The 12,584-nt window shown below is 66.1% G+C and carries 10 protein-coding genes; 7 read left to right on the forward strand and 3 right to left on the reverse strand.

Annotated elements, in window-relative coordinates; translation table 11 throughout:
* Positions 1–253 precede the first annotated feature (253 nt).
* Complete coding sequence (locus CEY11_RS04345) at positions 254–1,681, forward strand: NAD-dependent succinate-semialdehyde dehydrogenase (protein ID WP_088602146.1); 1,428 nt, start codon at positions 254–256, stop codon at positions 1,679–1,681.
* 391 nt (positions 1,682–2,072) lie between these two features.
* On the opposite strand, the gene CEY11_RS04350 is transcribed toward CEY11_RS04345, so the two are convergent.
* Positions 2,073–2,996 carry a LysR family transcriptional regulator gene (locus tag CEY11_RS04350; protein ID WP_088602147.1) on the reverse strand — a complete coding sequence of 308 codons (924 nt, stop codon included), beginning with the start codon at positions 2,994–2,996 and terminating at the stop codon, positions 2,073–2,075.
* Positions 2,997–3,357: 361 nt separating this feature from the next.
* Here CEY11_RS04350 and CEY11_RS04355 point away from each other — a divergent pair, with 361 nt between their 5' ends.
* Both CEY11_RS04355 and CEY11_RS04360 read left to right on the forward strand, forming a co-directional pair.
* Positions 3,358–4,941, forward strand: a complete 1,584-nt coding sequence (locus CEY11_RS04355) for a sulfatase family protein (protein WP_088602148.1) — start codon at positions 3,358–3,360, stop codon at positions 4,939–4,941.
* 56 nt (positions 4,942–4,997) lie between these two features.
* Positions 4,998–5,987: a Bug family tripartite tricarboxylate transporter substrate binding protein gene (locus CEY11_RS04360; protein ID WP_088602149.1), complete on the forward strand. Its 990-nt coding sequence runs from the start codon at positions 4,998–5,000 to the stop codon at positions 5,985–5,987.
* Between the two features lie 87 nt (positions 5,988–6,074).
* On the opposite strand, the gene CEY11_RS04365 is transcribed toward CEY11_RS04360, so the two are convergent.
* Positions 6,075–6,998 carry a LysR family transcriptional regulator gene (locus CEY11_RS04365; RefSeq protein ID WP_088602150.1) on the reverse strand — a complete coding sequence of 308 codons (924 nt, stop codon included), beginning with the start codon at positions 6,996–6,998 and terminating at the stop codon, positions 6,075–6,077.
* 209 nt (positions 6,999–7,207) lie between these two features.
* Between CEY11_RS04365 and CEY11_RS04370 the strand changes: the two genes are divergently transcribed.
* The 4 genes from CEY11_RS04370 to CEY11_RS04385 all read left to right on the forward strand — a co-directional run bounded on the left by CEY11_RS04370 (position 7,208) and on the right by CEY11_RS04385 (position 11,492).
* A complete protein-coding gene (locus CEY11_RS04370) occupies positions 7,208–8,329 on the forward strand; it encodes a cupin domain-containing protein (RefSeq protein WP_088602721.1) in 1,122 nt (373 codons plus the stop codon).
* Positions 8,330–8,489: 160 nt separating this feature from the next.
* Complete coding sequence (locus tag CEY11_RS04375; RefSeq protein WP_088602151.1) at positions 8,490–9,401, forward strand: fumarylacetoacetate hydrolase family protein; 912 nt, start codon at positions 8,490–8,492, stop codon at positions 9,399–9,401.
* A gap of 167 nt (positions 9,402–9,568) precedes the next feature.
* Positions 9,569–10,606: a carbon-nitrogen hydrolase family protein gene (locus tag CEY11_RS04380; RefSeq protein ID WP_088602152.1), complete on the forward strand. Its 1,038-nt coding sequence runs from the start codon at positions 9,569–9,571 to the stop codon at positions 10,604–10,606.
* 157 nt (positions 10,607–10,763) lie between these two features.
* Complete coding sequence (locus CEY11_RS04385) at positions 10,764–11,492, forward strand: GntR family transcriptional regulator (RefSeq protein WP_233154717.1); 729 nt, start codon at positions 10,764–10,766, stop codon at positions 11,490–11,492.
* Between the two features lie 111 nt (positions 11,493–11,603).
* Here CEY11_RS04385 and CEY11_RS04390 read toward each other — a convergent pair whose 3' ends face one another.
* A complete protein-coding gene (locus CEY11_RS04390) occupies positions 11,604–12,533 on the reverse strand; it encodes a PDR/VanB family oxidoreductase (RefSeq protein WP_088602153.1) in 930 nt (309 codons plus the stop codon).
* Positions 12,534–12,584 lie beyond the last annotated feature (51 nt).

The following is a 12,584-nucleotide window of genomic DNA, read 5'->3' on the forward strand; positions in this document are numbered from 1 at the left end:
AACCTGTGGCAGCCCGGCCCCGACATGGGGTCGCCGGATGGTGTACAGTTTCCGTTTATCCAGGCGCACCGGGCCGGAGCCTTGGCCCCCGCTGCCGGGGCGGCGGGCCGCCCGAGCGGCCGCGGCACTCCGGCGATGGGTGCCGGCGGTGGGCGGCAGCAGGGCCCGCCCCATGCCATGCGCGGCTTTCCTTTCCGATATCCGCCCTACCCGGGCTTCTCTTTTCATCGCAGTCAATCACAAGGACACCCACATGTACGAAACACTGGCCTTATATATAGACGGTGAATTCCTGGCCGGCGACGGGCGCAAGACCCAGCCGGTGACCAATCCATCCACGCTGGAAGTGCTCGGCCAGCTGCCCCACGCCACCACCGCCGACCTCGACCGGGCGCTGGCCGCTGCGCAGCGCGCCTTCGAGACCTGGCGCCACAGCTCGCCCATGCAGCGTTCCGAGATCCTGCGCAAGGTTGCCACGCTGACCCGCGAGCGCGCCCAGGAAATCGGCCGCAACATGACGCTGGATCAGGGCAAGCCCCTGGTCGAATCCGTGGGCGAAGTGATGGCCTGCTCCGACCACGCCGACTGGCACGCCGAAGAATGCCGCCGCATCTACGGCCGCGTCATTCCGCCGCGCAGCCCCGAGGTACGCCAGATGGTGCTGCGCGAGCCCATCGGCGTGTGCGCCGCCTTCACTCCCTGGAATTTCCCCTACAACCAGGCGATCCGCAAGATCTGCGCCGCCGTCGGCGCCGGCTGCACCATCATCCTGAAGGGCCCGGAAGACTCGCCCAGCGCGGTGGTGGCCATTGCCCGCCTGTTCCACGACGCCGGCCTGCCTCCCGGGGTGCTGAACATCGTCTGGGGCGTGCCCGCCGAGGTTTCCGACTACCTGATCCGTTCGCCCATCGTGCGCAAGGTCTCGTTCACCGGCTCGGTGCCGGTGGGCAAGCACCTGGCGTCGCTGGCCGGCGCGCACATGAAGCGCGTCACCATGGAGCTGGGCGGCCACTCCCCCGTGCTGGTGTTCGCCGACGCCGACATCGACCGCGCCGCCAAGCAGCTGGCCCGCTTCAAGGTGCGCAACGCCGGCCAGGTGTGCGTCTCGCCTACGCGCTTTTACGTGCATGAAAAGGTCTACGACCGCTTCCTCGACGGCTTCGTCAACACCCTCAAGGGCGTGAAGGTCGGCGACGGCCTCGACCCCGAAACCCAGATGGGCCCGCTGGCGCACGAGCGGCGCGTGCCCACCATGGCCAAGTTCGTCGAGAACGCCGTCGAGCGCGGCGGCAAGGTGCTGCTGGGCGGCGAGGCGCTGGAGCGCATCGGCCACTACTTCGCGCCCACGGTGGTCACTGACCTGCCGGACGATTCCATGCTGATGACCGAAGAGCCTTTCGGCCCGATCGCGCCGATCGCCCGCTTCTCCGACACCGACGACGTGATCCGCAAGGCCAATTCCCTGCCCTTCGGCCTGTCTTCCTACGTGTTCACCACCTCGCTGCAGACCGCCACCAAGGTGGCCAATGGCATCGAGGCGGGCATGGTCAACATCAACCACTTCGGCAGCGCCCTGCCCGAGACGCCCTTCGGCGGGGTCAAGGACAGCGGCATCGGCAGCGAAGGCGGCGCGGAAACCTTCGACGGCTACCTCGTCACCAAGTTCGTGACGCACGTCTGACGCTGCGTCCGCCGTTCCCGCAGCGGACGTTCCGACACCCGGTGCCGCATGGGCCGGCCTCCGCCAGGGGGCCGGCCCATGGCATTTCCAGGCGGGTCTTTTTATACGGATTCATAATCAAGATAACGGCGCCACCCGGCCCCGCCCGGCGGGGCGCGCGGCTTATTCCATTTCCAAATCGATCGTGAACGCGAAAGCGAAGCGCAGACAGTACACCTAGTACGGCAAGCGAAGCTGACCACGAGCCAGAGCGCGAGCCCGCCCTTTGGGGCGGGGACGAGCGAGGCCTGGTTCATTTCGGCGCCGTAGGCGCCCCCGAATAGTGGCGGAGAGTCTCCGGCCGAGAGGCCGGAGACTCTTCACAAAGTGCACGGTTGATTTGGAAATGGAATTACACCAGCATGCGCGCCGCCTCGCGGCGGGCGCATTCCATGAAGTCGCCTATCAATTCATCGCCCTGATCCTCGACGCGCCACACCAGGTCGACCGAGCCCTGGTAATTGATGGGGAAGTCGCGCAGCGCCAATGCCTGCGCCTGCAGTCCCTGCACCCCCCAGGCCGTGGCGCGCGACATCGGCGCGATCAGGTCGGTGCCTTCCAGCAGCCTGGCGCTGGTATGAATGTAGGCAGACTCCACCAGGAAATTGGGCTTGCCCTGGTTCATGGCTTCCAGGGCCAGGTCGACCAGGCGCCGGAACGGGCTGCCCGGGGGCGGCACCACCCAGGGGTATTCCAGGGCCCGCTCCCATGGCGCATTCGGCTCGTGCGCCAGCGGGTGCGTACGGCACATCGCCAGGCATAGCGGCGTGTCGCACAGCTTCTCGCGGCCCACCTCGGGCGTCGGCTCTTCTTCCAGGCGCCCGATCAGCACGTCCAGCTCGCCCGAATGCAGGCGCGAACCGAGATGATCCACCGTGTCTTCGCTGACGTGTACGAACACCTCGGGGTGGCGCCCGTGGAATTCGCGCAGCGCACCCGGCAGCAGGGCGATCGCGGCCATGGGCGAGACCCCGACCGCGATCTGGCGGCGCACCGGGCCTTTCATATATTGCACCACGGCGCGCGCACGATCCAGGCGCCCCACAATGGCGCGCGCCTGGCGCGCCAGCTCCAGCGCCAGCGGCAAGGGCTCCAGCCCGCGCGCGTGGCGCTCGAACAGCGGCGCCTCGAGGTGGGCTTCGAAGTCGCGCAGCCACTTCGACAGCGCCGGCTGGGTGATGTTGAGTTCCTGCGCCACTTGGCTGACATTGCGCTGCTCGCACAAGCGCACCAGCATCTGCAGGTTCCTGAGCCTGATTTTGTAGCTCCAGTCCATGCGCGTCTCCTGATCGGCCGAATCGCCGTCGCGGGCCGGCCCCGGGCCAGGGCCTGTTCACACTAAAAGGAGCCCCCTCTTTTAATGTGAAAGAAGCCTCTTTCATCCTTGGGGGCGGCGGTGCTCGCCATGACCGTTAGTGTGAACAGGCCCTAACCCCTATGGGGACGGCCGTTGCCATAACCAAATTACATGCTTCGAGAATTTATTTTCATTATTCATTTATACATTACTTGCCGATAATGGGTGCGTCCCACTGCACGCTGCAGGCTGCTGGTGCCGTATCCCGGCCCATTGCGTTGCGGCCCGCCGAACAGGCGGGCGCCAGGCCCGCCAGCCTCCGAAGGAGTCAGCCACCGCCATGAAGCGACCCAATTTCCTGCTGTTCATCACCGACCAGCACAAAGCCGACCACCTGGGGGCTTACGGCAACCCCGTCCTGCGCACTCCCAACCTGGACGCCCTGGCGGCGCGCGGCTGGAAGGGCGAGAATTTCAACGTGGCCACCCCCATCTGCATGCCCAATCGCTCGTCGCTCATGACCGGCCGCATGCCCTCGGTGCACGGCGCGCGTCACAACGGCATCCCGCTTTCGCTGCAGGCCACGACCTTCGTCGAGAAGCTGCGCGAGCACGGCTACCGCACCGCGCTGGTGGGCAAGGCGCATCTGCAGAACATGACGGGCAAGGCGGCAAAATGGCCCCGCCCCCAAGACCCCAAGACCGAAGGCGAGGCGCGCCATCCGCAGGACGGCAACTACGACCAGGAATGGGCGCCCTTCTGGCGCAACGACCCGAACCACGACGTGCAAACCCCGTTCTACGGCTACTCGCGCGTGGCGCTGACGGTCGACCACGGCGACTTGGCCCAGGGCCACTATTGGCGCTGGCTCGAGGAAAACCACCCCGAGGCGGCGCGCGCAGCCGGCCCCGAGCAGGCCATCCCGACCCCTGAATACGAGCTGAGCCGCTTCCACCAGGCCTGGCGCAGCCGGGTGCCGGAAGAACTTTCCACCAACGGCTATATCGGCATGAAGACGCGCGAGCTGATCCGCGAATACGCGCAGGGCGACCAGCCCTTCTTCATCCAGTGCTCGTTTCCCGACCCGCACCACCCCTTCACGCCCCACGGCAAGTACTGGGACATGTACAAGCCCGAAGACGTCGACCTACCCGCGTCGTTCCACGCCAGCCGGGCGCACACGCCGCCGCCGCACGTGGCCTGGCTCTACCAGCAGCGCGAACAGGCCACGGCGGTGAAGAACACGCCCGCGCTGTTTTCCTGTACCGAGCGCGAGGCGCGCGAAGCCATCGCGCTGAACTACGGCTCGATCAGCCATATCGACCACGTCATCGGCGAAGTGACGGCCGAGCTGCGCAACCAGGGCCTGGCCGAGGACACGATAGTCATCTTCATGAGCGACCACGGCGACTACCTGGGCGACCACCAGCTGCTCTGGAAGGGCCCGATCCACTATCGCAGCCTGATACGCACCCCTTTCATCTGGATGGATCCGGCCAACCCGCAGGCGCGCCACAACCAGGACGCGCTGGCCTCGACCATAGACGTCGCCGCCACCGTGCTGGAACGCAGCGGCATCCTGCCCTTCAACGGCATGCAGGGGCAGTCGCTGCTGCCGCTCATGGACAACCGCCGCCGCTCGCTGCGCGACCACCTGTTGATCGAAGAAGAAGGCCAGCGCGTCATGTTCGGCATGGACACCCGCGTGCGCATGCGCACGCTACTGGACGGCAGATACCGCCTGAGCCTGTACGACAAGGCCGACTTCGGCGAGCTCTACGACCTGCAGGAAGACCCGATGGAGCTCGTCAACCTGTGGGACGCGCCCGCGCACGCGGCGCGCAAGTCGGCCCTGCTGGAGGCGCTTGCCCTGACCATGCTCGACTATACCGACACCAGCCCCAACCCCACCGCGATCGCCTGATCCTCGCGGATACGGCGGCCCGGAAGGCCGCCACACCATTATCAAAGGAGACCACCATGTTGAATCCATTGTTCAAGCGCCCCCTGGCCTGCGGACTCGGCGCGCTCACGCTGTGCCTGGGTGCCAGTGCGCAAGCCGCCTATCCCGAGCGCCCCATCACCCTGGTCGTCAACTTCAGCGCCGGCGGCCCGCTGGACATGACCGCGCGCATGCTGTCCGCCCTGGCCAGCAAGGAACTGCATCAGTCGGTGATCGTCGAAAACAAGCCCGGCGCATCGGGCACCATCGGCGGCGAATACGCGGCGCGCGCCAAGCCCGACGGCTACACGCTGCTGCTGACCGTCGACACCCTGGTCACGGTCAACCCCTTCGTCTACAAAAAAAATCACTTCGACGCGCGCAAGGCCCTGGATCCCATAGGCCTGTGCGGCACATTCAACATGGCGCTGGTCACGCGCAAAGGCCTGGGGCCCACCACCCTGAAGCAGTTCGTGGAATACGCCGGCAAGCACAACGTCAGCTATGCGTCGGCCGGCGCAGCCTCGCCCGGGCACCTCACCACCGAAGCCTTCCGGCTTGCCGTCAAGTCCGACATGAAAATGACGCACGTGCCGTACAAAGGCAACGCCCCCGCCGTCAATTCGCTGCTCGGCGGCCAGGTCGACAGCGGCTTCCTGTCCGTATCGAACATGGTGCCGCTGATCCACGCGCACAAGCTGGTAGGCGTGGCGGTGGCGAGCAAGACCCGCGACCCGCTGCTGCCCGACGTACCCACCATGGCCGAATCGGGCCTGCCGGGCCTGGAGGATTTCGACATGCCCTTCGGCTTCGCGCTGCTGGCTCCGAAAGGCACGCCCAAGGACATCATTACGCGCTGGAACGGCATCTTGAATAATTTCCTGCGCGACCCCTCCGCACTGGCCAAGCTCAAGAATCTGGACATCCAGCCCACGATCAGCACGCCCGAACAGGCCGCGCAGACGCTCGCCGCGACGGCTAAGAAATGGGAGGTCGTAATCGAAAAAGCCCACGTCACCGTGGACTGAAGCGCCCGTATCGCCGCAGCAAGCCGCAGCGCGGGCCGAGCCGCCCGCGCCCTGTAAAACCGGCCCGCGGGCGCGCACCGGCCCTGCTCAGGCCTCGTAGTCGCGGGCGATGCGGCGTATGCAGGCCAGGCCGGCCTCGACCGCCTGCGGGTACAGCTCGTCCCTGCGCCAGTACATGGACACCGAGCCGAAGCCGGGGAACTCGACCGGCAGCGTGCGCAGCAGCTGCAGCCGTCCCAGCATCAGCGTCGCACGGCGCGAGGCGGTACCTATCATGTCGCTGTTGTTCAGCATGGTGATGTTGGCCGTCACCGAATTGGATACCACATAATCGGGCGGCGGCTCCTGGCGCACCGCCACCAAGGCCTGATCCATGGCATTGCGTATCGGGGTGCCGCGCGGCCACACCACCCAGCGGTACGAGCGCAGCTCGTCCCAGTCGAACGAACCGCGCTCGAACAAGGGGTGCCCGGCGCGCGCCACCAAGTCTATGGGCTCGACATACAGCACCTCGGCGCGCACGCTGGACTCGTCGTAGCGCTCGGTGACGCTGCGGCCCAGGACAATATCCAGGTCACCCTGGCCAAGCTGATTCAGCAGCCGGTCTATGGTGCCCTCGACGAACTCGACACGCAGCTGCGGCATTTCGGCCAGCAGCGCCAGTACGGCCCGCGGCGCGGTTTCCGAGGCTGCCGCGCCCGAAGCGCCGATCACCAGCCTGCCCCCGCCGCCGTCGCGCAGCGCCTGCATGTCCGAGGCAGCGCGGTCGAGCTGCGCATCGATGCGCCGGGCGTGGGCCACCAGCGTCTCGCCGTGGGGTGTCAGACGCAGCCCCCGGGCATGCCGCTCGAACAGCTGCAGACCTATGTCTTCCTCGAGATCTTTGAGCCACTTCGACAAGCCGGGCTGCGTGGTGTTCAGCAGCGCGGCCGAATGGCTCAGATTGCGCGTCTGCGCCAGGCTGAGAATGATTTTCAGGTTGCGCAGGCGTATGCGGTGAGTCCAGTCCATGGGATGCCATAGCGTTGAAAGGCCCGGGACAGGCCAATGCGGAAAGCATTTCATCATATTGTGCGCGCGGCACGTATGGGATCGGCCATTTTGCCGCCCTCTATCTGGTATCGGGCTGCGGTTCCTTATATAATTATCGAAAATTATTATTTTTTTATAAAAAACTGCACGACACCCAATCCATATACCCAAAAATACGCGAGGCCACCATGAGTCGAGCCGCCAGAGCCAATTACCGCGAAGACGTCGCCGGACGCGCCAATGTCGAAGACACCCCCGAACTGCTGGCGTATTACGACGAGCTCGAAAACCTGCAGACCGGCGCGCTATGGACGGTCGCCAACAAGATCGAGCCCTGGCAGCCGCAGTCCAGCTCGGTGCCCGTGCTATGGCGCTACCAGGATCTGCGCGCCCACGTGCTGCGCTCGGCGGATCTGGTGTCGCCCGAGAAGGCTGGGCGCCGCGTCATCTACCTGAACAACCCGGGCCGCAAAGACGTCGCCGCCGCCGTCGGCTGGCTGTACTCGGGCCTGCAGACCATGCGCCCCGGCGAGCTGGCCTCGGCGCATGCCCATTCGGCCAGCGCGCTGCGCTTCATCATGGAAGGCCAGGGCGCCTACACCATCGTCGACGGCCACAAGATGACCTTGGGCGCCAACGACTTCGTGCTTACTCCCAACGGCACCTGGCACGAGCACGGCGTCAGCGCCGAAGGCACCCCCTGCATCTGGCAGGACGGGCTGGACATCCCGCTGATGAACGCACTAGAGGCCAATTTCTACGTGGTTCATCCCGACCTGCAGCAGGCCGTCACCCACCCGGTGGACGACAGCCCGGCGGCCTGGGGCGCAACCGCGCTGCACCCGGTCGGCCACAAGTGGGACAAGGGCTATTCGCCGCTGCTCAAGTACCAATGGGAACCCACCTACGAGGCCCTGTCGCGCTACGCGCGGGTCACCGACGGCTCGCCCTACGACGGCGTCATCATGGACTACGTCAACCCGCTGACCGGCGGCCCGGTCATGCAGACCATAGGCGCCAGCATGCAGATGCTGCGCCCTGGCGAACACACCAAGGCGCACCGCCATACCGGCAGCTACATCTACCAGGTGGCCAAGGGCCGGGGCTGGTCCGTCATCAACGGCCAGCGCTTCGACTGGCGCGAACGCGACATCTTCTGCGTGCCTTCCTGGATGTTCCACGAGCACGCCAACGCCAGCGCCGGCGAAGACGCCTGCCTGTTCTGCTTCAACGACCTGCCGGTCATGAAGGCCCTGGGCCTGTACCGCGAGCAGGCGCTGGCCGAAAACGGCGGACACCAGGCGGCCTGAACACCTGGCCGGCGCGGCCCGGGGCCGCGGCCTCAAGCCGCAATGGCCGCGCCATCGGCCGCCGCAATACGCCCGCCACCGTCCCCGTGCCCCACGATCTTTCACCAGTCCGGCCTTGCCGCGCAGCGCGCAAGGCGCACTCAACAACAGGAAACCATTCATGCGCCTAGTCACCTACCGCTCCCACGTACAAGACCGCGCCCGCCTGGGCGCCATCGTCGACGGCCTGGTCGTCGACCTGCAGCGCCTGGGCGCCGCGGCGCAAATGGCGCTGCCCGGCGACATGCTGTCCTTCATCGACCTGGGGCCGGGCGCAGTGCAGACCGTCACGGCGCTGCTGCAGGAACATCGCGGCCGCTGGCCCATAGGCGTGGCGGTGCCGCTGGCCAATGTGCGGCTGCTGGCGCCCATTCCACGGCCGCGCAAGAACATCTTCGGCATCGGGCTGAACTACGTCGAGCACGTGGAAGAATCCAGCCGCTCGCTGGACACCTCGGCCGACCTGCCCAAGCAGCCCATCATTTTCTCCAAGCCGCCCACCTGCGTCATCGGGCCGGACGACGCCATCGAGCACGACGCCAAGATCACCCAGCAGCTGGACTGGGAAGTGGAACTGGCCGCCATCATCGGCACGCGCGCCAAGCGCATCGAAGAAAAAGACGCCTTGTCGCACGTGTTCGGCTACAGCCTGATGCTGGACATGAGCGCGCGCGACTGCCGCCGCGCCGGCCAATGGATCTACTCCAAGGGCCTGGACACCTACGCGCCCTTCGGGCCCTGCATCGTCACCGCCGACGAGATCCCCGACCCCCAGACTCTGGATCTCTGGCTCAAGGTCAACGGCGAGATCAAGCAGCAATCGAACACCCGCTACATGCTGTTCAACGTGGCGCATCTGATCACCGACATCAGCGCCGGCATCGCGCTGGATCCGGGCGACATCATCGCCACCGGCACGCCCTCGGGCGTGGGCGCCGGCCGCAACCCGCAGGAATGGCTCTGGCCCGGCGACGTGGTCGAGGCCTGCGTCGAGGGCATAGGCACGCTGCGGCACCCGGTCGTCGCAGTCTGACACGGATTCGCGATCAAAAAAGATAAGCCCTTGCTTCGCCTTGCGTGCTACTCGTGTTGTTCTCCGGCTTCGCGCCTTGTTCTCTCGACGCAGCTGCCGTCTTGATCGCAAACCCGCAGGGCACCGACCGCAACCTCACAACCCAGACCACAGACAAGGAACACCCCATGCTCGATCTTCCCGTCGTCAAGGTAGCCGCCGTACAGGCGGCTCCGGTCTTCCTCGACACCGAGGCCACCGTAGACAAGGCCTGCGCACTCATCGCCCAGGCCGCCGCCGAGGGCGCATCCCTGGTCGCCTTTCCCGAAGTCTTCGTGCCGGGCTACCCCTACTGGAACTGGATCATGAACCCGGTGGAAGGCAGCCCCTGGTTCGAGAAGCTGTGCCGCTGCGCCATCGAAATCCCCGGGCCCGAAATCCAGCGCATCGCCCAGGCCGCCCGCGCCCATGGCACGCACGTGGTCATCGGCGTGAACGAGCGCAGCGCCACCGGCATAGGCACCTTGTACAACACCCTGGTGTTCATCGGCCCCGACGGCCGCGTGCTGGGCCGCCACCGCAAGCTGATCCCCACCTGGGCCGAAAAGCTCACCTGGGCCAATGGCGACGGCGCCTCGCTGCGCGTCTACGACACGGCCATCGGCAAGCTCGGCGGCCTGGCCTGCGGCGAGAACACCAATACGCTGGCGCGCTTCAGCCTGCTGGCGCAAGGCGAACTGCTGCACGTGGCCAGCTACATCTCGCTGCCGGTGGCGCCGCCCGACTACGACATGGCCGAGGCCATCAAGGTGCGCGCCATGGCGCACTCCTTCGAGGGCAAGGTCTTTACCGTGGTGTCCTGCTCCACCATATCCGAAGAAATCATCCAGGCCTTCGCCGCCACGCATCCCCAATCGGAGGCGATGCTCAGGCGCCGCAACAGCGCCTTTTCGGGGGTGATCGGCCCCGACGGCCGCAGCGTCGGCCAGCCGCTGATCGACGACGAAGGCATTGTCTACGCCGAAGCCGACCTGTCGCGCTGCATACAGCCGCGCCAGATGCACGACATCACCGGCCACTACAACCGCTTCGACATCTTCGACCTGCGGGTCGACCGCCGCAGCCGCCAGCCGGCGCAATTCCTCGATCCCGATGCGCAGGCCGCGGCCGGCGGCCCCGAGGCAGACGCGGACGGAGATCGCACCGCCCGCGATGCGGGCCAGTGAGCGTTAAACTGGCTCGCCCGCTACATCAACAACACGCCCGGCCCCCGCGGCCGCGCCCCTGACCACGTATCCAGACCATGCCCATACCCACGCGGCCGCGCCAACGGCGCACACCTTCCCAGCGGAAGCAGGCCGGACAGCGGCAAAGGGGTACATCATGAACATGTCCGCCACGCCGAACGCAGCCCCCGACGAGAAATCCACCACGCTGGCCGAGCAGGCCTACCTGAACCTCAAGCGGGACATCATGGACGGGGTGCTCGCACCCGGCCAGCCTCTGCGTCTGGAATTCCTGAAACAAAAGTACCACCTGAGCTTCTCGCCCCTGCGCGAGGCCCTCAACCGCCTGCAAAGCGAGCGCCTGGTGGACGCCTTCGCGCTCAAGGGCTTCCGCGTGTCGCCGCTGTCGACCAAGGAGATGTGGGACGCCATCAACGCCCGCATCCTCATCGACTGCGAAGCCCTGCGCCGCTCCATCGCCGCGGGTTCGGACGACTGGGAATCGCGCATCGTGGCCGCCCTGCACGCCCTGGATCGCGCCACCGGGAAAACCGCGGCACCCGACGAACTGCAGGCCCACCACGACCTGGTCGAACAGCGCCACCTGGCCCTGCATCGCGCCCTCATCGACGCCTGCGACTCGCGCTGGCTGCTGGATTTTTCGATGACGCTGTACGTGCAGACCGAGCGCTACCGCAGGCCGATGCTGCTCAACCTGCCCAAATCGGCGACCCCGCGCGACGTCTCGCGCGAACACCACGAAATCGTCGCCGCCACCTTGCAGCGCGACGCCGGGCAGGCCTGCGGGCTGCTGGCGCAGCACTACAGCCGCACGGCGCAACTGATCGAGCAGTCGCTGGGCGGGGCAAACGCGCCGCAGCGGTAAGGCGGCACAATCGCCCGGCTGCGGCATCGCACCCGCAGGGCAGCCGGCACGGCATGCCTGCTGCGTGGGGCACTGTTTCAGCGGGCCAGGGCCTGTTCACACTAACAGGCCCTATATATCCAGCGTAAGCGTTGCGGTTCGCGCGCCCGAGCAGCACACCATGACGGAATCGTTGGCATCCCTCTCCTCTTGAGTCAGGAACTGATCCCGGTGGTCGGGCACCCCTGCGAGCACGGGTGTGCGGCAACTGCCGCAGATACCTTCCATGCAGGCGAACCCTACATCGACTCCGGCGCCCAACAGCGCGTCCAGCATGGTCTCGCCCGCCGCGACCTGGATGACTTTCCCGCTGCGTTGAAGCCGCAGTTGATACCCGCCGTCACACGCCGCCTTGGCATCCGAGGCGAAGTACTCGAAGTGCATGCGCTCGCCCAAGTGCCCGCCTTGCTCGCGAAACGCCGCGAGCAGCCCCGAGGGGCCGCAGCAATAGACGTGCGCGTCAGGCGGCGCGTCGGCGATAAGGCTTTTTAGATCGAGGCGTGGGGTGGATGGCTCGTCATCGATCGTGAGATGCACGTTCGGCAGACCATCCAGCCGCTCCAGGAACGCGGCGCGGTTGCGGCTGCGCACAGCGTAGTGCAGCTCCCACGAGCGTCCCAGGCTCTGCAGCCTGCACAGCATCGACAGCATGGGCGTGATGCCGATGCCGCCGGCAATCAATATGGTATGGCCGGCGTCTTCCTTGAGCGGAAACAGGTTTCTGGGTTCCGAAATTTCAATGACCTGCCCAGGCCTCCAATACTCGTGGATGTGCTGCGATCCTCCCCTGCTCTCGGGGTCGAGCTGCACTCCGATTTCGTATACATCGCCTTGTGCGGGAGAGTTGAGCAGCGAGTAATTGCGTTTCAAGCCGGGCTTCAGGTCGACCTCGATATGAGCGCCCGCGGTGAATGCCGGCAAAGACTCTTGACGCAACGGCTCCAGGCGAAACCCCAGGATGTGGTCGGCTTCCCAGCATATGGATCGAATTCTCACTTGCATTGCATTACTCCTAAATCGCTACCGCCAACCGAACGAGACTCAAAACGGCTC

Origin of the sequence: Candidimonas nitroreducens, assembly GCF_002209565.1 — a bacterium.
GTDB lineage: Bacteria > Pseudomonadota > Gammaproteobacteria > Burkholderiales > Burkholderiaceae_B > Candidimonas > Candidimonas nitroreducens.

Coding starts and splice junctions, on each gene's coding strand:
- CEY11_RS04345 (WP_088602146.1), top strand. CDS start 254: ATGTACGAAACACTGGCCTTATATATAGACGGTGAATTCCTGGCCGGC.
- CEY11_RS04350 (WP_088602147.1), bottom strand. CDS start 2,996: ATGGACTGGAGCTACAAAATCAGGCTCAGGAACCTGCAGATGCTGGTG.
- CEY11_RS04355 (WP_088602148.1), top strand. CDS start 3,358: ATGAAGCGACCCAATTTCCTGCTGTTCATCACCGACCAGCACAAAGCC.
- CEY11_RS04360 (WP_088602149.1), top strand. CDS start 4,998: ATGTTGAATCCATTGTTCAAGCGCCCCCTGGCCTGCGGACTCGGCGCG.
- CEY11_RS04365 (WP_088602150.1), bottom strand. CDS start 6,998: ATGGACTGGACTCACCGCATACGCCTGCGCAACCTGAAAATCATTCTC.
- CEY11_RS04370 (WP_088602721.1), top strand. CDS start 7,208: ATGAGTCGAGCCGCCAGAGCCAATTACCGCGAAGACGTCGCCGGACGC.
- CEY11_RS04375 (WP_088602151.1), top strand. CDS start 8,490: ATGCGCCTAGTCACCTACCGCTCCCACGTACAAGACCGCGCCCGCCTG.
- CEY11_RS04380 (WP_088602152.1), top strand. CDS start 9,569: ATGCTCGATCTTCCCGTCGTCAAGGTAGCCGCCGTACAGGCGGCTCCG.
- CEY11_RS04385 (WP_233154717.1), top strand. CDS start 10,764: ATGAACATGTCCGCCACGCCGAACGCAGCCCCCGACGAGAAATCCACC.
- CEY11_RS04390 (WP_088602153.1), bottom strand. CDS start 12,533: ATGCAAGTGAGAATTCGATCCATATGCTGGGAAGCCGACCACATCCTG.